Genomic DNA, 20,652 nt, shown 5'->3' on the forward strand with positions numbered 1-20,652 from the left:
TACGTTACTGATTGTCCGGACGAAGATCGTTCGAAACAGCAACCTACGCAGAAGACATGAAATGGTTATTGTGGTAATATCATGATCAAGAAATATAAAGTATCACTGACATTGTTGCTCCTGTTCTTTGCGGTTACTGTTTTTATCACCATGGTATTGTGGCTGACGCCTGACGCGCTCACGCTCTAACCGCCAGCCAGCTCTTTATCAAAAGCAGTCCGTTTGCCTTCCGATGATCGATGATCGAGATTATATTTCCCGGTGTCTCAAGTGATGAGGCCACACCCGATCCCATCCCGAACTCGGCCGTTAAGCTCATCAACGCTGATGATACTTGTGCCTATGCACGTGGGAAAGTAAGCCGATGCCGGGAAATATAATCTTGATCAAATTCTGCGCTGATCTATACACCCAAACCGCCGTTGGGAAAGCTGAGCTCTGCGCCATAAATGGTACAGAGCGAAGTCCCGCATTGATGAGCGAAGCGAATCAAGTGCGGGATAGGCCGACCACGCACCGCGCTGGGTGCGGGGCACGTGCCCGGAATTATGAATTTGATTGCCGAATCTTCGGAAGACAAATGGACCGCTGTCGTGTTACACGAGGCGCGCCAGTACCGAAAGACCCCCGAGGACGGGGGTTTTTCAAATGCAATTAAGAATTAATAATTCGATAAATAAGAAGGCGGAGGCTTCTCTTGGGAGCTCTATTATAATCAACTTAGTCTTACGTTTATGGGGACAGCGTTATCACTGGATTTATACCGGCTACGTGCTATAATATAAAACCGAATATTATTAGACAGTTACTATGAACAAAGTGGGCCGACAGCGGTTAACTATCACGTTACGATCAGACGTATTGGGGCAGCTGGACGCGATTATAGACGGGGAGAAAATTCGCAACCGCTCCCACGCGATTGAGTATATCCTTAGTCAAAATTTGGGTCCAAAAATTAAACGAGCGGTGATTTTGGCCGGTGGCCATGGGGTCAAGATGCGGCCTTTTACCTATGAGATGCCCAAGACGATGATCCCGGTCCGCGGTAAGCCGATTTTGCAGTATATTATCGAGTCATTGCGAGATGTTGGTCTAACCCAAATCACGATCGTGATCGGTCGCCCGCTGGGTGAAAATATTCAGAAGTATTTCCATGATGGAGCCCAGTATGGTGTATCTATTACCTACGTCACTGAATCAAAAAATGCCGGCACAGCCGGCGCTCTCCGTCCGTTGAACAAAGTAATCCATGAACCATTTCTATTGTACTATGGTGATGTATTGGCGGATATCGACATTAGAGAGTTGATGGAGTTTCACAAAGAACACGCTCCGGTAGTCAGCGCCGCACTCACCGCGACTGATCATTACTCCGATTACGGAGTCGTAAAACTCAAGGGCCACACCATCGTTGATTTTGTGGAAAAACCAACCGACAAAGAATACCTAGGGCTTGTTAGCGCGGGTATATTTGTGGTCGAGCCGACTATATTTGACTACTTGCCCGACAAACAGCCAGCCAGTCTGGAAGAAGACGTATTGCCGAAATTAATTAAAACAAAAAAACTGAACGGTTACCCATTTTCGGGACGATGGTACGATATTTCCACGCCGGAAATATATGAGCATGTATTGAAAGAGTGGACTAAATAAATTCACACTTCATGGTAGTTCAGCAATTACTACAAAAATTCGGATTTAGCGACAAAGAAATTCGTGTTTATCTGGCATTACTGAAACATGGACCTTCGCCAGTGCGCAAAATAGCTACTGCGACGGACATCAATCGCGGTACGACTTATGATATATTAAAGTCACTGAAAGAGCAGGGATTGGTTTCGTATTACCATCAGGCGACTCACCAGTATTTTGTGGCCGAGGATCCCGAACGGCTTAATGACTTATTGGGCGAAAAACAGCGGGTGCTAGAAAATGCTCGCCAGGAACTTCAGGCAGCGATACCGGAATTGCGATCCATGCGCGAAGTCAGCGGTGGGAAACCGGTGGTAAAATTCTACGAAGGCGCCAACGGTATTAGAACCATATTATTAGACGTGCTCGATACTATGGCGCAAGCGCCGGTCAAGGAATACTGCGTTTACTCATCAGCCGATATCAGAAAGTACCTATATGAAAAGTTTCCCGATTATACCAAGCAGCGGATCAAGCGTAAAATTACCGTCAAAATAATTGCGCTGGGAGAAGGCGGCCAGGAACTGGGCATGGACGAACGCCGCTGGCTGTCTCAAAAAGAAGGCGCGCCGACTTACATAATAATCTACCACCACAAAACGGCACTTATTTCGGTCACGGGCGACCAGACACCATTAGGCATTATTATCGAAGATGCCGGCTTGGCGCAGACGCAGAAATTTCTGTTTGAGAATCAGTGGCGGACGCTTTCTCGATCATCCCATAACGGTGGCATGATATGAGAAAATACTATTCGAAATTATCAAAAATAAACAAAACTATATTTCTAGTTTTGACTATACCGATATTTGTTTTGGTCGGGAGTGTGGTCGGCCTGGTGCTGGGGATGTTAGTAATTAATTTATTCCCAGATAAATGTACGACCGTGGGCATTACCACAGTTTGCGGCAATACAGGCGAGTTGTTGGGATTCAGCGGCTACTCGTTAACTGCTTTTGTGGGAGTGTTAATTGGAGCGATTGCGATGTTTTTGTGGTATGGGTATCTTGTGTTTGGGTGGAAAAAGAAACAAGGTTGAAAGCTGATATAAGCATATCGGATACTTTGCGGCACGGGTTTAATTAATCCTTGATTATTTTGGCTTAAGAGGTTACAATGCTTGCGTTCGCTGAAGTATGTTGTCTACAAAGCGGAGGCGTGCTTATAACAGAATGGTGTCAGTGCGGAGAGGTGGCCGAGTGGTTGAAGGCGCCGCTCTCGAAAAGCGGTAAGGCAGCAATGTCTTCGTGGGTTCAAATCCCACCCTCTCCGCACTGACTCGTTTCGAATCTCGCAGACCCCGCAAACGAGTCCGCGAGTTGTGCGGGGCTCCCGCCTCCGCTCTGTAGATTGTGGGCGGTCTCGTCCGGTCGTGCGACCGATCGAATGATCGCCGAAAACCGGTATACCTGCAAAGGTATCGCCCAGCTTAGCGGAGCCGCCTCCGCTTTGTTGGGCATATTAGTTCCACCAAGCCATGAGCCTTGACGCCCTCGGCGGTGTTGTTATGATGAAAATGGTGCCATGAAGGGAGGGTAGCATGGACACAAACGGTGCTTCCGATCTTCTGTCTGAGGAAGATATTGCGATTCTCGAAGAGTATCGGGAATGCAGTTCGGTCAGCGGCTGGTTGTTCATTCTGGGGTTTCTGCTGACGGCCATGTTCAGCGCTCTGATTTACTTAAGCATCTTTGGCTGGGGTAAGCAGGTCGCCGCTTATCAGTGGTTCGTGAACCACATTCACCCCCTTGTCGTAGCAATGATCATTCTCGGGGTGTCGGGCCTGGTGGCTCGGTGTGCCGCCAAACGTCTACTGCGGGAACATCTGGCTCGAAGACGTGTGCGGATGATCTTGCTTCGGGATAATCCTAGATTGCTGGCATTGGCACGCAAGGTTTACGCGCATGCCGCCGATCTGCGGGCAGACGAAGATCTTTATGACAGTGCTTATTCGGTTCTGGGCGACAGATACTTCCAGCGGTTGTTTGCCTAAGGCGCCCCATATCGGACGCCTGTTTCTTTTGCCTGAATCCGATTTTAAAGTTACAATACCACTGACAGTGTCTGACAAAACAGACCCCAACATATGACCAGCCGAGAAAACGAGTCAAAATTTAAACCTGACAAAACAGAACCATCCACCCCGTACAATCCTGAACCAGCCGAAACCGTTGATTCGGTGGAAACGGAAGTTTGGGAATCAGTGGCCAGCGCGGCTGAGAGTCCAACTAAAATATATGACCGATCCGGTCGAGAGATATTTTTCGGCACACCCGAACAGTTGGGTATATTCATTGCCAATAAAGATTATGGTACGCCAGAGAGCATCGGCAGTATCGCGGATGCATCAGGACGTACGCTGATTCGGTTCGGCGCCGAAGACGGTCGAGGTTTTGCCGGACGCCATCGGATCGAACCGATGCTCGACGCGATTAAGTTTCGAGTCGATAAACGCGAACAGGCTTCGCATGACCAGGCTCGAGCTCAGGAAATATTGGCAACGCTTGGTGTGGCTGATGTCCCGCCATCTGAGCAGGCCACCGTCGATAAAAAAGCCGCTCAACCCCTAACCCAGGAAGAACGCGCCCAACTGGTACATGAACTATGGACCATTGAGCAGGAAACCTATGAGGAATACCATGGTAGGATAACCGACGAGTTGTTTATGGTTGGTAATGGGTTCAATGTTGATGGGACACCCTACGAAAAAGTTAGCGGCGATGTTGGGCGAGATTACGATGCGCACGGTATCGCTAAATCAAACCAGCTAACCAAGTTACTGCGCTTATTGGAGCAAGGAGTTGATCCCGGTAAGGAATTTCACACCGCCCCGTTTGAATTACGCGACAATGAGCGGGAGGGGGCTGGGGGTGGCACGACTGGCGGGACGGCGTATAAAGATGGAATTGCCGTTGTCACGAGCGGATATCTCCAGAGCATCACCGAGTACGGTATCCAGCACGTGTTTCTCAACGATGTATATGCCCGTCTTCGCGAACCACTGCAGTCATTATTTCCCGACGTAAAAATTCACCTATTAAGTGAACAAAAAGAAGTGCTGGAGGGAGAAGCAAAAGCGGCCAAGTAATAATGGCTAATAATCCATCCGGCGATCTTGATTTTCGCCAATTATTGGCATAAAATATAGCTATGCCAGTGCTTGAATTTCACAATCTGGCCAAACATTTTGGCCAAACCAAAGCGATCGACGGAATCACTTATTCGGTTGAAAAAGGCGAGGTTTTCGGTTTTCTTGGCCCCAACGGTGCCGGTAAAACAACTACCATACGGTGTTTGATGGACTTCATTCGCCCGTCCAGCGGCTCGATCTCACTATTTGGCCGCGACAGCCACCAAGATGCCGTTGATTTGAAACACCAGGTCGGCTATCTGTCTGGTTACGTTCGGATGAATGACAAATGGACCGGCCGGGAGCATATTCGGTTTTACAAAAAACTTAATGGCCGACAAGATAGCTCTGATGAACTAATTAAGCGCCTTGATTTCGATCCAACCAAACACGCTGGTCAGCTTTCGTCTGGTAACAAGCAGAAGTTGGGAATTATTCTGGCCTTCATGCACAATCCCGATCTGTTGGTGTTGGATGAGCCGACCACTGGATTGGATCCGCTATTGCAGAATGACGTATACGAGCTGATCAATGAACGAGTCAAAAATGGTGCGACGATATTCTTTTCATCGCACAATCTGCCGGAAGTGGAGAAGATCTGCACTCGGGTTGGGATCATTCGCCAGGGCAAGATGGTCGCTGTCCAAAGCATCGACGAATTGAAAGTTAAGAAAGTATATCATGTCCACGCTCACACGGTGGGCGGGTTTGATCGAGCTAAATTTAATCAATCGAATGTAACCTGGCTCGAAGCACCAGCCAACGAGATAAGCCTCGAAGTGCGCGGCGATGTTACCGAAATAGTAAAAACATTAAGTAGCTACCAGCTATCGGATTTGTTGATCGAACGCGCTCCGTTAGATAAAATATTTTTGGAATATTACGAACAATAATATGGGCGCAATCATCGCACGCATGTTCAAGGATCGGCGCATATCACTACTGGTGTACTGTCTTTCGGGCGTGGCGTTCCTCGAGATGTACGTGGCGATCTATCCCAGCATTGCCGCGCAGTCCGCGAACTTTACCGAGCTGCTTAAGAATTATCCGCAGGAATTCATGAAGGCTTTCGGTATCGAAAAGCTGGATATGTCGACGCTGGAAAACTATATCGCCATGGAACACTTCAGCCTGATCTGGCCGTTGATGCTGGTGATTTTTATGATCGCGATCGCGGGCAGCGCGCTGGCCGGTGAGGTGGAGCGGGGAACCATCGAACTGCTATTGTCACGACCCCTATCCCGACTGAAAATGTTTATCGGTCGATATGTCTACGGTCTGATCGCGCTGGTCGTATTCATACTGACCACGGTGTTCACAGTTATTCCATTAGCAAGCATGCATCATGTGGCTTACCACGCCGATCGATTTGGGATTGTGGCGATTATGGGTATGTTTTTTGGGCTGGCCATATTTTCACTGGCCATGCTGGTCTCGGCGTTTTCATCGGAAAAAGGCCGGGTATCGATGGTCATGGGCGGACTGCTGGTGTTGATGTATGTTTTGAATCTAGTGGCCGCGCTCAAAGAAAATCTGTCGGATCTGAAGTATTTTTCATTCTTCCATTACTTCGACGCGCAATCCGCGCTGACCAAGGGCGAGCTGAACATGACATCGATTTGGGTTTTTGTCGTCGTGATCATCGTGAGTACGATCGTTGGGGCGGTGGTTTGGACGAAAAGAGACGTATAATTACTCTAATCGCTATATGAAAGACTCAACAAAGCATTACGAATGGCTACACTTCTCTCATTCATATCTAATGTTGGCAAAGTTAGGATGCGAGGAAATATTAGCAAACGTAGATAAACCACGTATGTTGTCAGATCCTGAAGGCGTGATTGCATATCCATATAATGCAAAAAATATATATTTCTATTATATATAACATTAAACACGGAATTGAAGTTTTTATAAAGACGGTATGTGTTCAGTTTAATGTCGACTACCCTAAGGATGGTAAGGGTCACGATATTAAGAAGGCGCTGAATACACTATATGACAAGTCCAAAAAGGACAAACAGAAAATAAGCGAGTGGCTTGAAAATGAAGATATTACTAAAAACAGTCCATTACTGGCTACCGTGAAGGACAGGTTTTTCAAAAATTGGACTAATAATTTTAGTGATATAGAACGTTTAGTAAATAAATATTACTATTGCGAATTCATAAAAGCACAAATGTTAACGGACTATACAATTCAAGATGAAAGCAATACTGGTTTTAGGTATCCAGAAAACAATCTGTTAATAAAGCCAGACTATCAAAAAATTGTAGATAGAGTTACAGCACTGGACATCAAAGGTATCGATTCAGACATTGTAGATTTGTTTAAAAACTTTGAAATAGTTAGTTTTGTAATTGAATTTTATCGACATTACAACACTAGCACAGTCTGATACCTATTGTATTATGGATCAACCCACCGAGTTAAAAAAACCAATATCCAAAAAAGCCAAAACCCGTTCCGGTCGGATTTGGGGTTACGCGGTCACGGCGGCTATTCATATCCTGTTAATTTATATCGCCAATAACCTGATCGGCTGGCACGCGCAACTGATCAACCAGAGCTGGAATGAAGTACTGGGGATTTTGAATTTCTCGTTCGCGTTGAATATCATCGTCTACGGATCATTCATTATCTACGACAAGCGGCTGTATTACTACATCGCGCGGATGATATTGGACGTGGTGGGCGTCATCGTGTCCTATCGTTTGTTCGTCGTCTTTCCGTTTGACTTCCACGGCTTCTTCGAGCTCGGTTGGCTGAACGATGTATTCCCGATATTGTTATGGGTGGGGATAGTTGGCTTGGTAATCGGTATGATCGCTCGGACGGTCAGCCTAATGTCCGGGAAGAACATTCATTATTAGAAATATTAACCAACTTAATAGTTACGAGCCCGAGGATGTCGTTAACAGCAACGGTCAGTTTTTGCGTGACAAGTTTAGTGTCTAGATGCATTAATTTGACAATAAAGCAAAAATAGTGTATAATTAACATAGCAAATACAAAAAATAACATAAAAACTAGTAAACATATGAACTCTTACACAAAGCAGGAACGAATTTTCTTCTGCTTTTATTGTATCTAGACAATGATTATTCAGGACAAAAAACCTAAAAAATACTGTAAATTGAGGACATTTTTTCTTAGCCAAATACGCGGAGCCGAGAATAAATACGCGGCTAACCGACGGCTGATTTTGTGGTTAGTGTGGGGCCATATAATGAGATTCCTGTTAGTGTTTTGTTCCTGGCCATATTACTTGAAGCATACCCAACAGCAAAGTTTTGTCACTTACGCACCACGCGACGAGCAGGGGCGGTATCTAGAAAGCTACAGCCGGCACATCACCTATTATCGTGCCACCGTCGCATCTTTTATAACAGTAATTACCATGTTTGGTTTGGGTGTTGTTGGGGCTGTTTTTGCTGGGCTGATATTATTTAAGCCTGCGCCAGCGTTAGCGGCGGTAACCTGCAACGCGCCTGGTGTTGCCATGAATTTACCGACCACCACAACATATTGCAATTCCGGCGACACGTTTGATATCACGGGTTGGTGGTATGGTACCGGGTTGTGTTTTAATACACATTTCATATATTGGCAGTCGAATGGCGCTGATATGCTGGATTCGGGATCTGGACTGACGGTATACTTAAATCCCGAGGGTGAGTTTGCGGAATATGTAGAGGTGGGCGATACCGTAACCTGTCAGACAACCGGAAAGTACTCAATACGGATTCGAACGGAAGGCAATAAGTACAGCATCGCTAAGTTAGTTTATGTTGATCCACCAACAGCGCCATCGAATCTTGCTGAAACCAGCGTCACGACCACCTCCATTGCTACGAGTTGGACGGATAATTCTAATAATGAAGAACTTTTTCGCGTACAGCGTCAGGCCGACATAACACCAACTACAGATTGCTCAACACTGGTAAATCTGACAACGACGAGTGCGGATGTGGCAACCTATACGAATAGTAGTCTCACTGCCAACACCGGCTATTGTTATCAGGTGCGAGCCGAGAATGGCAATGGCAATACCGACTACACCAGCGCCGTAAAAGTGTACACTTTGCCGGTCGCGCCAAATATTTCGGCTGATCGCGCAACTTCCACTTGGTATACCACGCCAGATTTTACATTTTCTAATAACGCCGGATGGGGTTCGGGCGGGGTGAGATACTATCGGTATGTTTGGGACACCAGCCCAACCCACACCTGGACAGATTCAGAAAGTACCTGGGGACAGACTGAAAGTGACTGCGCGCCATTTAACGGCAGTGGCGGTTCGTGTACTTCAGCCGGGAACACTTTGGCATTAGCCGCCAGTTCGGATAGTAATTCATTGTACTTGCATGTACGCAGTTATAATTACGCCGGCGCTAACAACGGTAGCCAGGATATCGGTCCATATTATGTTGACCAAGTAGCACCAAACTCTCCCGCGCCGGTTTGGGATGGCGCCGGACCGACTGAAATAAGCTGGACTAACCAGGTTCAGGGATATGCCGGGTCGTGGACGGCGGCAGATGACGATCTATCCGGATTTTCTAAATATCAATATGCCATTGGCACTACATCTGGCGGCAGCGACACGATAAGCTGGACCGACGATGGTGCCATTACCAATATTGATAATGTTGATGTCGCGCTGCAAAACGGTCAGACGTATTATTTATCGGTTCGGGCAGTTGATGTAGCGGGAAATATTGGCGCCGTGGCTACTTCGAATGGTATTACCGTGGATACGCAGGCTGCCATACCAACCGGGATTATCGATCAGCCATCATTGACCAGCGCAACTATCAGTTGGACTACGAACGAGCCGGCTACGACTCAGCTGGAGTGGGGCGCTACCGGTGCCTACGGTAATTTGACCAGTGAAAGCGCCGAACTTACCACGGATCATTCGGTGACCCTGGCGGGGCTTAATGAAAACACCACGTATTATTATCGTATTCGTGGAACGGATCGGGCTGATAATGGAACCATCGGTGATGGTAAAACCTTTATCACCACTCAGCTTGAGGCGACGCTCATTACTAATACTGCTAGTGAGGTATTGAGCACCACCTCCACCAGGATTACCTGGACCACCAACCATGCCGCCACCTCGCGGGTACGCTATGGTCTGACCACGGCCTACGGTTCGGAAGTATACTCGGATACTCCGACGATCAACCATAGCCTGACGTTAACCGGTCTGACACCAGGTACAACCTATCACTATGAAGTACTCTCCGTCGGCAATACCTCGACCAATGACGCCGATGCTACATTCGCGACCTTAGAGAACACCACCGTTACTGGCGTCTCCGTTGGCGAGATAACAAACAGTTCGGCAGCCATTGCCTGGACTACTAACCACGCCGCTACTTCCCAGGTACGCTATGGCCTGACTACGGCTTATGGTTTGGAAGTTACATCCGGCACCCTAACCACCAGCCATAGTCTGACATTGACGGGTTTAACGGCAGGCACGACTTACCACTTTGAAGTATCTTCGGTGGGAAACACTACAGCTACGAACTCTGACGCCAGTTTTTCAACTAATCAACTGGAAGCCACTGCGATTACCAACATAGCTGGCGAAGTCTTGGGCACCACTTCGGCCAGGATTACTTGGACAACGAATCATGCCGCTACTTCGACCACGCAATATGGGACAACGACTGCGTATGGGTCGGAATCAGCTAATTCGGAATTAGTCACATCACACGGCCAGACGCTGACCGGGTTGCAGGCTAACACCACCTATCACTATCGGGTGGTTTCGACCGGCAATTCAACCGCCATTAGCAGTGATCAAACATTTTCCACCGAAGCTGAGCCAACGCCCGTTCCAGCGCCCGAGCCTGAGCCAACTCCGATACCCGGGCCAATCACTGCGGTCACGCCAACATTAATAACCCCCACGGCTAATTGGTCATCCATCCAGACAAAACCAACCATTATCGGTTTGGCTAAGAGCGGCCAAACAGTGCTGGTGTATATTGATGATGTTCTGAATGGCCGCACCAAGGCCACAACACACGCATCGGGTACCGGGAGCTTTGCGTACGCTCCAGCTTCAGATCTAAAAGTGGGGTGGCATACGATTTATCTCAAGGCCGAAGACTCATCTGGCAACATTAGCGCGCCATCAAGTCCGATCAGTTTCAGAGTCGAGCAGCCATATGTCGCGCCATATGTGTTCCAGCCCGAAGTCAGTCATACGGCGCTTCCCGTGATCGTGCTAAGGGGATTGGCTATGAATAATTCGATTATCCGGGTGTTGATCGATGGGCGAGAGGTTGATGAATTCACCGTCCAAAACAATTCCTCGGGCACCGCCAATTTCTCTTATGAACTATCCACCGATGGGCAATTAGCTATCGGCCAGCACACCGTAACATTAGTTGCCGAGGATCAGAATGGCCGGCTAAGTCAGGCAACCGCACCAATCACCTTTACTAAAGTTGCCCCCTCGGCTGGGACGCAGAAGAACAGCTCGGTTCAATTTGGAGAGAAGGTTGTCTACACGGTTCAGTCGGGTGACTCATTGTGGAAAATTGCTAACAAACTGTTGGGTGACGGCAGTCGTTATGGCGAGATCGTCGCACTAAATTTGGGGACCTACCCACAGCTGCATGATTCCCCAGGTTTCATTTTACCCGGGTGGAAATTGATACTGCCAAACGCACGGTAATAAACCAATCGATAATCAGTCGGACAATTAGATTATTACGCTTCATTACCACTTTGTGATGAGGCGGCTTGAAATATATCCAATTAAATATTATAATGAATCGTTGGCTTTTTAATAATCAAGCCATATAATGAATTATCAGTATAATATAGGTAATATAGTAAAATATGTCCCCAAATAGCGTTTTAATAGTTTATCGATCATTCCTCGGTGCCACTAAGAAATACGCGCAATGGTTGGCCGAAGATCTTGCTTGCCGGTCAATCGGCTACCGACAGCTACGCGCCGAAATGATAGCACAGTCCGATGTCGTGGTAGTGATGTCCGGCACCTATGCCGGGAAGATGCCCTTAGTCGGTTTCCTGAAAAAATACTGGCCAGCGCTCAAATATAAAAGGGTGTTTATTGTCGCGGTAGGGGTGGTGCCACCCGATAGTCCAGCCAGTGAAGCCTCGTATCGTTCGATACCGGCCGAAATCCGTGAACGTGTCTGGTACATCAAAATACCTGGAAAATGGGCCAAAGGAATCCACAACAACTGGACGATGAAACGCGATAATATCCAACGCATTGTCAGCGCCATCAAAGTTGATGGTCCGCCAGTCCAGTAATTAGTCACAAATCATACGGAGTCTAGACGGGGAGTGTAGGCGGACTAGCGCTAGTTCGCCTACGTTTAATGTTGTGATACAATATTCAGGGTGTTGCAACAATACATCAAGCCCACGCCACGCGAACCGGCGATGCGCCAGGTGGGTAGCGATGCGGTGCGGGAGTTTGATAATAAAGGTATTGGGCATTAACAATCTAGTATGGCAATACTTCAGTTAGAGCCAGGCAATGGTTGACTATGTGAGTAGATTTAGTATGTAGTAACTGTGAAGGATTATTTTATGAAACGACGCCGATCGAAGAAAGACATAAGAATTGCGTTTGTCGCCCTTGGAGCCGGTTTCGTGGTGCTTATCGGTCTGATATATTTTCATCCGGTAACGTCAAAACCCGCAGCCATCAACCAGCCTATTGTAAAGAGCCGGATGATCTTACCCCAGACACAACCACGCCCCGATTCCCTGAAGACATCCGATGGTCAGTCTGGCCCCAGTGGTTATCGTATGCCCCCAAGAATGCCAACCGGCTCAACAATACGACAAGTTCGAATTCCTATAATCATGTACCATTATATTCGAATCAACGATCCAGAGGATGAAAAAGGTGTCAGTTTGTCAGTGTCACCGATGCACTTTGCTCAACAACTGGACGATCTCAAACAGCGTGGTTACCAGACAATTACGTTCCAAGATTTGATGAGTAGAAACTTGCCAAGCAAACCGATCATACTGACATTTGACGATGGTTATGAAGACTTTTATACCACGGCTTATCCGGAGTTGGCCAGGCACCAGATGACCGCGGTCGTGTATGTCATTGCCGATTTCCAGAAGCCGGAATATTTAACGCCCGGCCAGACATTATATTTAGCCAGCCGCGGTATCGAAATCGGATCGCATACCTTAGATCACGCTTCTCTCGATAAAACCTCCGCCCAAGAAACGATCAGGCAATTGACCGGCAGCAGACAATTGTTGGAACAAATGACGGGCCGGCCGGTGGTTAGCATAGCCTATCCCTTTGGTAGCTTTGATGCTGAGATTGAACGTCTGGCCATCCAAGCCGGGTATCAATTTGGGGTTACGACCGTAGGAGGGTTGGCTGATCTGGCACAACCAATGGAGCTGATGCGGTTTCGGGCTAAAGACATCGCGACTTTAGAATTTGATGATAATATTGCCAAGACTAACGCCAGCAGCAATTCAGAAATAAAATAACCACGATCCGGCCTGGCTTTTGAACAAGAATAATGATACAATAAAAACCTAGAATGGTTATTTTTGTGATATGGAAGACGTCAAAGCGATTATCGAAATTAAAGATATTGCCCGAACCTACCACGTTGGTCAGGTTAATGTTCCGGCTCTGAAAGGTGTCACGCTGACGCTCAATCGAGGCGAATTTCTGATTATCACGGGGCGAAATGGTTCCGGCAAATCAACTCTGCTGCATCAGCTGGGCCTATTGGATTACCCGGACAAGGGTACCATCCGATTGAACGGCCAAGAAGTGACCAGCCTGGCGGAATCAAAGCGGGCGGAATTGCGTCTGAACACATTAGGCTACGTATTTCAGGAATATGCCCTGATCGGAGAATTAACCGCTCTGGAGAATATAATGCTTCCCGCATTGGCCAAAGTAGGAAAATCCGCCTGCCGTCACAAAGCGTTAGAATTGCTAATACAGGTTGGTTTAAAGGGAAAGGAAAATCGTCTGCCCAGCCAATTGTCCGGTGGTGAACAACAAAAGGTGGCCATCGCTCGCGCGCTGGTGAACGATCCCGAGGTTATCTTTGCCGACGAACCAACGGCTAATCTCGATATTCGTGCCGCCGAGGACGTGCTCGAAATTTTTAAAGTACTTAATAATACCGGGCATACCATTGTGATGATCACACACGAACCGGAAGAGGTTGCATACGGAAATCGGGTGATCGAGCTGGTAGATGGGAGGCTGAAATGAATCGATTCTTTGCTTTGCCGGCATTTTTAGTCAATCGATTCATTAAGCGGGGCAGTCCGTGGACCTTTTCGTTGACGATCGTTTTGATTGCCATCGCCTTTATCAATCTAGTGTTTGTGACCTCTCTATTTCAGGGCATAATCAACGGCGCGAACGAACAGATTATCAATACTATCAGCGGGCACGTGATGATCCGGCCATCTCAAGGCCAGGACACCTTTACTAATGCACCGCAAATATTAGCAATGGCCAAAAACACTGCCGGCGTTAAGGCGGCCACGGCCGAACTCACCTTTCCGTCATCATTGCAGTATAACGGCATCAAGGGTAACTGGACTACGATCGCGATCGACCCCGATGTTGAGCGGACGGTAACGAACATTGCTGACACAATGATTGAAGGATCGTATTTGTCAGAGAATGACACCAATGGAATAGTTTTGGGGTATCAGATTTCCGGCGGGCACAATGCCGACATGGAAGCGTTTTCATTCCGGGGTGCCAAAGTGGGCGAAAAGGTAACTCTAACCGTAAATGGAATTCAGCGCGACTTCACGATCAGGGGAATCTATAATTCAAAGTTTATCAATTCGGATCAGCGGGCGTTTATTAATCGAACAGCGGTGGAGGAGATGATGCCCCAACTGAAAAACACGGCTACCACCATACTGATCCGACAGGAGTCCAGCGGGGACGAAGACGAAACGATCGCTAATCTGGCAGCGGCCGGTATCAAAGGAGAATTTATTCCTTGGGAGGACGCGGCCGGCATGATGAAGTCAATCACGGCGAGCTTCTTAAGCATAAATGTGCTGATGACCATTGTGGGCGTATTAATCGCCGCGGTGACAATATTTATCGTGGTATATATTGACATATCCAACCGTCGTCGGCAGATTGGTATTTTGCGCGCGATCGGTTTACCGGTCCAGGTGATCCGTTCGACCTATGTTTTGCAAACACTGACCTATTCGGTGTTCGGTGTCGCGCTAGGATTGATATTGTTTTTCGCGGCCATTGTACCGTACTTCCAGGCACACCCGTTCCGTCTACCAATTGTCGACGCGACATTGCAAATTAGTCCGATTGATTTTCCGATTCGCATCGGGGTGGTAATTCTCGTGGCGCTGGTGTCGGGGCTAGTGCCCACGATTATGATTACTCGGGATAAGATATTGAACGCCATCAGGGGAAGATAGGTGGTCAATTCAAAATTCAAAATGTAGAATGCAAAATGAAAGTAGTTCTCGCGACGAGAACAATAAATTATGAAAAGATGCGCGTGGCCCGGAACGGATGAATTAATGATTACTTACCATGACGCTGAATGGGGCGTGCCGGTGCACGATGATCGGACGCTGTTTGAGTATCTGGTGCTGGATTGTTTTCAAGCCGGTTTAAGTTGGCGAACGATATTACACAAACGCCGGAACTTCGAAAAAGCATTTGCCAAGTTCAATCCCCAGAAAGTCGCGCTGTTTAAAGCCGCGGACATCAAGCGCTTACTCCAAGATGCCGGCATTATTCGCAACCGGCTAAAAATCGAGGGCACAGTGCGCAATGCCCGGGCGTTTCTGGTGGTTCAAAAAGAATATGGCAGTTTTGATAAATATATATGGCAATTTACCGGCGGGCGGATGATCAACAATGAATGGAAGACAACCAAACAAATCCCGGCCAGTTCGTCGGAGTCAGACGCGATGAGCCAAGATTTGAAAAAGCGTGGATTTAGTTTTGTCGGCACAACGATATGTTACGCTTTTATGCAAGCGGCTGGGATGGTCAACGATCACACGACGGACTGTTTTCGATATCACAAAATATAATTAGATATCATGGAATTTATTGATGTAGTTAATGAACGCAATCAGGTAATTGGCCAAATAGCCAAGTCAGAGTTGTATGAAAAGAAACCACATCATCGGATTGTGCATGTATTATTATATAATGATCGCGGTGAAATGGCATTGCAGTTGCGGAGCTCTACTGTGTCATTCTGTCCCAACCATTGGGTGACGACGGTGGGCGGACACGTTCAAGCCGGCGAAACGACCGAGGCGGCCGCCAAGCGGGAAATGATGGAAGAGATTGGCGTCGACCTGCCTCTGGAACACGTATTTGACGCGGAATATCTGCCGCCGACCCTGCCGGGCGTAATTAAGTTTCTGACAATATTCAAAGCCACGTATAACGGTCCGTTCACGCCCGATCCAAACGATGTAGCTAAAGTGGAGTATTTTCCCATGTCGGAAATATATAAAATGCCGGATCGCGGCGCGCAGTTTCATCCCGAGTTATCGTTCCTAATTAGCAAACTTACATCATAAATTTAAAGAAATAAACTACTATATGCAATCTCACACCAAAACAGCAATCGTACTTGCACTAGGAACGGCAGTTATTTCAGGAGTTGCCAACTTCGTAAACAAATTTGGCCTAAGCTCCTCGGGTGATCCAGTTGTTTATACCTTGGTTAAAAATGGTGTCGCGGCTTTGTTCTGTATCAGCGTTGTGGTAGCGGTAATTCGTCGCCGTGAGCTGAAGCAATTACGACGCAGCGACTGGCTCAAGCTATTATTGATCGGCGGTGTCGGAGGCAGCATTCCATTTATACTATTTTTCACCGGTTTGGCCCAAACAACAGCGGTATCAGCCTCGTTTATTCACAAGTCACTATTTTTGTGGGTCGCTTTGTTGGCGGTGCCATTGTTAAAAGAGCGAATCGGTATGTTGCAGGGAGTGGCGCTGGCACTGTTGCTGGTGGGTAACGGTTTCATTGGTAAGGTGACCAGATTTGGACGTGGCGAGATATTAATCATGATCGCCACGCTGTTGTGGGCGGTGGAAACAGTGATTATTAAACACGTTTTGAAAAACATATCCAGCTGGACCGTGGCGGCGGCTCGGATGGGCATTGGCGCAGTGATTCTATTTGGCGTGGTAGCGTTTCAAGGCAAGCTGGATATTCTCGGTGACTATTCACTGACGCAATGGGGTTGGACAGCCCTAACCGGGCTAATATTATTCGGATATGTGGTTACTTGGACGGCCGCTCTAAAGCGAGCTCCGGTCACATTGGTGGCTAGTTTGCTGGTACCGGCCGCGTTCATTACCAGTCTATGCTCCTCGCTGTATTCCGGCCAGGCTTTAACCAGTGCCGAATGGTATGGTGCCATGTTCTTTGTCGTGGGCAGCGTTCTGTTATTCTTAAGCTATCGAACTGTAAATCACATCCGACATGATCGCACCCAACCCAGCCACTCTTGACGCAATTTCGTCCTGTTACGCCTACGGCTTCACAGGACTACGATGCGCGGGACTCGGAGGCACGTTGTTATGGTTGTAATACCTAAACTGAAGTTGAATGATGCGCACGCCGCTACTCTTGATGGCGTAGCGCGCTGCGCTCGGTATGGTTTTGGACCAAACAAACTCCATCTGTGCGGCCCGGATGCCAATCGGGAAGTTTTGTCATATATCAAGGCCGGAGCCAGCGATCCTGGCTTGGAACGATTGCTGACCGGTTTTAAAACCCTGTATCCATACTTGAAACAAATTGCCGAGGCCAATCGAATCGCGGACCCGTTTGATGATCGGGTGGTGGAAGCGTATTGGATTGGTAATAGTTTATTGGAAACGATCTCACCCAAGATATTCTTTCGCCACCTTGCCGAAACTTTGGGCTTGAAAAAACGCTACGACCCCAAGTCATTTGAGCAATTGGTAAACAAGCTGCCCAAAGGTGCCCGCATGCACCATTCGTTTCATGTCCTCAACGCCTACAAGCGCACCGGACACGACGCGATCTGGCATAATCTAGAAAGTATGGACGCGTGCCGGGTCAGCTGGGGTAAGGTAGTGCGAACCGATGGACCTAAAGTAATTCTTAAGCGCCGGCCATTGATATTGAACGGTCACCTATTAGAATTAGGTGCAGCGGTCGAATATACCACTTCTCGTCAATTAGACGCGGCGCCCGAGTTTGATGAGTTGGTGCCGGGGCAATGGGTATCGCTTCATTGGCATAAGATGTGCGAGGTAATCAACGAACCGCAGGTGCGTCAGTTGCTGTATTACACGTTGAAGCATATGGCGCTGTCGAATCAGACGCTTTAGTAACCACCCCCACCCCCTCCTCTGAGAGGAGGGGAGATATTCGGTCGTCCTTCGCCTACGTCCCGTCTCTCGCGAGTGACGGGACTGCGCTCAGGACGATAAAGAACGTTCCCCTCCTTTTAAACCACCCCTGAGGCGGATGCTGGGTGGTTGGTGGGCTTGTTAACGAATGTATTAATTTCATTATGATGATGCTATAATTATCAACATGACAAAAGAAATTTGGTTATTTGGTAACATTGATCTACCACAAGACTCTCTGCCGTTACGGCTGCAGGAGCGTTTGAGTAGCGAATTCCCCAATATAAAATTTATTGTCCAGGACCCTTTGGATGAATGGGTGATGCCCGAGCAACTATATATCATCGATACCGTCCAGGGTTTAGACAAAGTAACGGTGTTTAATTCACTCGATCAATTCCAAAAGACACCCAGTGTTACCATGCACGATTTTGACCTGGGTATGCAATTACGCATGTTGCAAAAAGTCGGCCAGCTGCCCAAACTGACGATATTTGGCGTACCATCAGGCGCTCCGGAAGATGACGTTCTTACTCAGCTGATTGAAGCTATCAGGACACTGCTGGGTAAATAAGTAATTGATCGCATAGTGAATGAATGGTACTCTATACATAGGAGGAGTCTTGGCCTACGCGGTTAGAAGGAGGCAGCCATGTTCTTTCGTTTGATGATCCATACAGAAGCTTACGGAAATCGGCATTTCCGAGGCACGATGAAGGTATTGCTGCGCGGAGAGCAGGATCAGGAATTCGTGTTGGGATTCGTGTTTCGGAGAATCGAAGGTCAATCACCTTCACATCTGGTGATTACCCAGGTCGGTCGCGCACTCTACCGCTACCACAACATCCACGACGCCAACCGGAATCTGAGTTACACCGGTATGAAGCAAGCGATTCTGATGCTGTTCATCAGGTATACGCTGCGCGGCATAATCGAGCTGCGCGTACGCCAACCAGGCGCCGGTCACCACAAGTGCGGTATTACTCGGATCGACGCGATGGCGGGTGAATGGACGGTCGGCGATGGCATACTTGACCAGGTGGTCGAGTTGGATGAAACACCAATGGTGGTGTATGCGGCCGTGATGGCTCAGCGGGCAGCGTAATTACAACGCTGTCCTTTCTATTTATTTATCCGCAGTTTCAAGAAGTGTGACGCACAGCTCATACATGGATCGTAAGCGCGAATCAGTTTTTCTAATTCCAGTTGGATTGTTTCCAGGCTGGGGTCGGATGGCAACAACTCCTCGACGCGGCGAGCCAGGTCTTGCTCGATGTTAATTTGATTTTGGCCGGTCGGTACTACAATCTCGCCTTCGGTCACTTTGCCGTCAGCCGCGATGGCGACTTTGTGGTACAGGGTACCGCGCGGGGCTTCAATCACACCGACGCCCACACCCGATGTTCGGACCGGGACAGCCGGTGCTTCTTTGACAAACTTATGTGAGCGCAATAATTCTATGCCATGGTCGATGCAGTGCAATATTTCAATCGCTTGGGCGACGTTGTTGTCAAATACATTAGTAGACGGGAAACGTTTCAACGCTTCGGCCGCGTCGCGTTTGGTATCGGGATGCAATGTCTCTCTGGAAAGGTTCAATCGAGCCAATGAGCCGACCAAATATGTCTTGCCTTTATACGTGTAGCCAGAGGCGTGGGAATAGGGCAACACCACGTGTTCTAGGTGGCTACGGAATTTATCTTCCGAAATGATCTGGCCATCATCACAAACAATTTCTCCCTCCAAGAAGCTAAATGGATTGGCCACTAGTGCCATGAAGTCAGTTTTGCGATCAAACTTGAATGGGCTGTCCAAAAATATTTTGATCGTGCGCAATACAGCTGGACGAGCGGCGCTGAGCTTCTCAATCGCGGCCGCAATCTCTTCCGGCTTGGGTACGTTCAGGAAGCCGCCGATGGTCGGGTTAATACCGTGCACACTACGACCGGCAATAATTATCGATAAATAGTTACCGGCTGCCTTGATTTCAAACGCGTCGTGCAGAATCTGATGCTCTTCCGGTATATTTTCGTCAAACTCAAAGAATGAATCTTTGCCATGCATATCCGGTAAAGCGAATAGATACAGGTGCAAAGCATGGTCCCGGATATTCAATCCATACATCGACAGATTTTTCATAATCTGAGATTGGGGGGATGGTACGATACCTAGAGCTTTTTCGCAGGCCTCAATACTACAGAGCAGGTGTGCGTTAGAGCAGGTACCGCAAATACGAGCCAGCAGCGTGGGGATGGTTCGATATGGTTTACCACGGAGAGCCTGGGTATAAAAACGCTTGAACTCGGTAATACTAAAGCGACAGTGCTCAACTTTGCCATTGGCGACTTTAACGTCCAGCGTGGCCGAACCCTCGACTTTGGTTATTTCGGTTTTGAGATTGAAATCAACCAGGTGCAT

The 20,652-nt window shown here is 47.9% G+C and carries 21 protein-coding genes, 1 tRNA gene and 1 rRNA gene; 22 read left to right on the forward strand and 1 reads right to left on the reverse strand.

Features of this window, described 5'->3' with window-relative positions; translation table 11 throughout:
• The first annotated feature begins 257 nt into the window (after window positions 1-257).
• From rrf to WC734_04225, 22 genes are all read left to right on the forward strand, one after another.
• Window positions 258-373, forward strand: a 5S ribosomal RNA gene (gene rrf / locus WC734_04120).
• Window positions 374-810: 437 nt separating this feature from the next.
• A complete protein-coding gene (locus WC734_04125; GenBank protein MFA6198308.1) occupies window positions 811-1,653 on the forward strand; it encodes a sugar phosphate nucleotidyltransferase in 843 nt (280 codons plus the stop codon).
• A gap of 11 nt (window positions 1,654-1,664) precedes the next feature.
• Window positions 1,665-2,435 (forward strand): helix-turn-helix domain-containing protein, encoded by a 771-nt coding sequence (locus WC734_04130; GenBank protein ID MFA6198309.1) that lies wholly within the window; start codon window positions 1,665-1,667, stop codon window positions 2,433-2,435.
• Entirely contained in the window at window positions 2,432-2,731 is a 300-nt protein-coding gene (locus tag WC734_04135; GenBank protein ID MFA6198310.1) for a hypothetical protein, read from the forward strand. The genes WC734_04130 and WC734_04135 overlap by 4 nt, the downstream gene beginning before the upstream one ends.
• 146 nt (window positions 2,732-2,877) lie before the next feature.
• A tRNA-Ser gene (locus tag WC734_04140) sits at window positions 2,878-2,964 on the forward strand.
• Window positions 2,965-3,232: 268 nt separating this feature from the next.
• Complete coding sequence (locus tag WC734_04145; protein ID MFA6198311.1) at window positions 3,233-3,685, forward strand: hypothetical protein; 453 nt, start codon at window positions 3,233-3,235, stop codon at window positions 3,683-3,685.
• Between the two features lie 93 nt (window positions 3,686-3,778).
• A complete protein-coding gene (locus tag WC734_04150; protein MFA6198312.1) occupies window positions 3,779-4,780 on the forward strand; it encodes a hypothetical protein in 1,002 nt (333 codons plus the stop codon).
• Between the two features lie 62 nt (window positions 4,781-4,842).
• Window positions 4,843-5,715, forward strand: coding sequence for an ABC transporter ATP-binding protein (locus tag WC734_04155; protein MFA6198313.1), 873 nt, complete (start codon window positions 4,843-4,845; stop codon window positions 5,713-5,715).
• A 1-nt stretch (window position 5,716) separates the two neighbouring features.
• Window positions 5,717-6,514 carry an ABC transporter permease subunit gene (locus WC734_04160; protein ID MFA6198314.1) on the forward strand — a complete coding sequence of 266 codons (798 nt, stop codon included), beginning with the start codon at window positions 5,717-5,719 and terminating at the stop codon, window positions 6,512-6,514.
• A gap of 164 nt (window positions 6,515-6,678) precedes the next feature.
• Window positions 6,679-7,221, forward strand: coding sequence for a hypothetical protein (locus tag WC734_04165; GenBank protein ID MFA6198315.1), 543 nt, complete (start codon window positions 6,679-6,681; stop codon window positions 7,219-7,221).
• Between the two features lie 13 nt (window positions 7,222-7,234).
• Window positions 7,235-7,696: a hypothetical protein gene (locus tag WC734_04170; GenBank protein MFA6198316.1), complete on the forward strand. Its 462-nt coding sequence runs from the start codon at window positions 7,235-7,237 to the stop codon at window positions 7,694-7,696.
• 356 nt (window positions 7,697-8,052) lie between these two features.
• Window positions 8,053-11,523 carry a fibronectin type III domain-containing protein gene (locus tag WC734_04175; GenBank protein ID MFA6198317.1) on the forward strand — a complete coding sequence of 1,157 codons (3,471 nt, stop codon included), beginning with the start codon at window positions 8,053-8,055 and terminating at the stop codon, window positions 11,521-11,523.
• A 167-nt stretch (window positions 11,524-11,690) separates the two neighbouring features.
• Entirely contained in the window at window positions 11,691-12,134 is a 444-nt protein-coding gene (locus WC734_04180; protein MFA6198318.1) for a flavodoxin domain-containing protein, read from the forward strand.
• A 267-nt stretch (window positions 12,135-12,401) separates the two neighbouring features.
• Window positions 12,402-13,352 carry a polysaccharide deacetylase family protein gene (locus WC734_04185; GenBank protein MFA6198319.1) on the forward strand — a complete coding sequence of 317 codons (951 nt, stop codon included), beginning with the start codon at window positions 12,402-12,404 and terminating at the stop codon, window positions 13,350-13,352.
• Window positions 13,353-13,422: 70 nt separating this feature from the next.
• Entirely contained in the window at window positions 13,423-14,097 is a 675-nt protein-coding gene (locus WC734_04190; GenBank protein MFA6198320.1) for an ABC transporter ATP-binding protein, read from the forward strand.
• Window positions 14,094-15,296, forward strand: coding sequence for an FtsX-like permease family protein (locus WC734_04195; GenBank protein ID MFA6198321.1), 1,203 nt, complete (start codon window positions 14,094-14,096; stop codon window positions 15,294-15,296). The genes WC734_04190 and WC734_04195 overlap by 4 nt, the downstream gene beginning before the upstream one ends.
• A gap of 69 nt (window positions 15,297-15,365) precedes the next feature.
• The gene (locus WC734_04200) at window positions 15,366-15,923 is read left to right on the forward strand and encodes a DNA-3-methyladenine glycosylase I (protein ID MFA6198322.1); all 558 of its coding nucleotides are present in this window, start codon (window positions 15,366-15,368) and stop codon (window positions 15,921-15,923) included.
• Window positions 15,924-15,932: 9 nt separating this feature from the next.
• The gene (locus WC734_04205; protein ID MFA6198323.1) at window positions 15,933-16,424 is read left to right on the forward strand and encodes an NUDIX domain-containing protein; all 492 of its coding nucleotides are present in this window, start codon (window positions 15,933-15,935) and stop codon (window positions 16,422-16,424) included.
• Between the two features lie 22 nt (window positions 16,425-16,446).
• A complete protein-coding gene (locus WC734_04210) occupies window positions 16,447-17,364 on the forward strand; it encodes a DMT family transporter (GenBank protein MFA6198324.1) in 918 nt (305 codons plus the stop codon).
• Between the two features lie 69 nt (window positions 17,365-17,433).
• Entirely contained in the window at window positions 17,434-18,213 is a 780-nt protein-coding gene (locus WC734_04215; protein MFA6198325.1) for a DUF6390 family protein, read from the forward strand.
• A gap of 208 nt (window positions 18,214-18,421) precedes the next feature.
• Window positions 18,422-18,808, forward strand: coding sequence for a hypothetical protein (locus tag WC734_04220; protein ID MFA6198326.1), 387 nt, complete (start codon window positions 18,422-18,424; stop codon window positions 18,806-18,808).
• Window positions 18,809-18,901: 93 nt separating this feature from the next.
• Window positions 18,902-19,339 (forward strand): hypothetical protein, encoded by a 438-nt coding sequence (locus tag WC734_04225; GenBank protein ID MFA6198327.1) that lies wholly within the window; start codon window positions 18,902-18,904, stop codon window positions 19,337-19,339.
• Between the two features lie 17 nt (window positions 19,340-19,356).
• On the opposite strand, the gene WC734_04230 is transcribed toward WC734_04225, so the two are convergent.
• Window positions 19,357-20,652, reverse strand: a complete 1,296-nt coding sequence (locus tag WC734_04230) for a nickel-dependent hydrogenase large subunit (GenBank protein ID MFA6198328.1) — start codon at window positions 20,650-20,652, stop codon at window positions 19,357-19,359.

It is taken from the genome of Patescibacteria group bacterium (assembly GCA_041661625.1).
Classification (GTDB): domain Bacteria; phylum Patescibacteriota; class Patescibacteriia; order JAHIZJ01; family JAHIZJ01; genus JBAZUB01.

Bases quoted from the DNA above. Each gene is read 5' to 3' on its own strand.
- WC734_04170 (MFA6198316.1), top strand. From the start codon at position 7,235: ATGGATCAACCCACCGAGTTAAAAAAACCAATATCCAAAAAAGCCAAA.
- WC734_04205 (MFA6198323.1), top strand. From the start codon at position 15,933: ATGGAATTTATTGATGTAGTTAATGAACGCAATCAGGTAATTGGCCAA.
- WC734_04160 (MFA6198314.1), top strand. From the start codon at position 5,717: ATGGGCGCAATCATCGCACGCATGTTCAAGGATCGGCGCATATCACTA.
- WC734_04190 (MFA6198320.1), top strand. From the start codon at position 13,423: ATGGAAGACGTCAAAGCGATTATCGAAATTAAAGATATTGCCCGAACC.
- WC734_04225 (MFA6198327.1), top strand. From the start codon at position 18,902: ATGATCCATACAGAAGCTTACGGAAATCGGCATTTCCGAGGCACGATG.
- WC734_04220 (MFA6198326.1), top strand. From the start codon at position 18,422: ATGACAAAAGAAATTTGGTTATTTGGTAACATTGATCTACCACAAGAC.
- WC734_04125 (MFA6198308.1), top strand. From the start codon at position 811: ATGAACAAAGTGGGCCGACAGCGGTTAACTATCACGTTACGATCAGAC.
- WC734_04150 (MFA6198312.1), top strand. From the start codon at position 3,779: ATGACCAGCCGAGAAAACGAGTCAAAATTTAAACCTGACAAAACAGAA.
- WC734_04165 (MFA6198315.1), top strand. From the start codon at position 6,679: ATGCAAAAAATATATATTTCTATTATATATAACATTAAACACGGAATT.
- WC734_04155 (MFA6198313.1), top strand. From the start codon at position 4,843: ATGCCAGTGCTTGAATTTCACAATCTGGCCAAACATTTTGGCCAAACC.
- WC734_04230 (MFA6198328.1), bottom strand. From the start codon at position 20,652: ATGCACCTGGTTGATTTCAATCTCAAAACCGAAATAACCAAAGTCGAG.
- WC734_04200 (MFA6198322.1), top strand. From the start codon at position 15,366: ATGAAAAGATGCGCGTGGCCCGGAACGGATGAATTAATGATTACTTAC.
- WC734_04195 (MFA6198321.1), top strand. From the start codon at position 14,094: ATGAATCGATTCTTTGCTTTGCCGGCATTTTTAGTCAATCGATTCATT.
- WC734_04215 (MFA6198325.1), top strand. From the start codon at position 17,434: ATGGTTGTAATACCTAAACTGAAGTTGAATGATGCGCACGCCGCTACT.
- WC734_04180 (MFA6198318.1), top strand. From the start codon at position 11,691: ATGTCCCCAAATAGCGTTTTAATAGTTTATCGATCATTCCTCGGTGCC.
- WC734_04175 (MFA6198317.1), top strand. From the start codon at position 8,053: ATGAGATTCCTGTTAGTGTTTTGTTCCTGGCCATATTACTTGAAGCAT.
- WC734_04145 (MFA6198311.1), top strand. From the start codon at position 3,233: ATGGACACAAACGGTGCTTCCGATCTTCTGTCTGAGGAAGATATTGCG.
- WC734_04210 (MFA6198324.1), top strand. From the start codon at position 16,447: ATGCAATCTCACACCAAAACAGCAATCGTACTTGCACTAGGAACGGCA.
- WC734_04130 (MFA6198309.1), top strand. From the start codon at position 1,665: ATGGTAGTTCAGCAATTACTACAAAAATTCGGATTTAGCGACAAAGAA.
- WC734_04135 (MFA6198310.1), top strand. From the start codon at position 2,432: ATGAGAAAATACTATTCGAAATTATCAAAAATAAACAAAACTATATTT.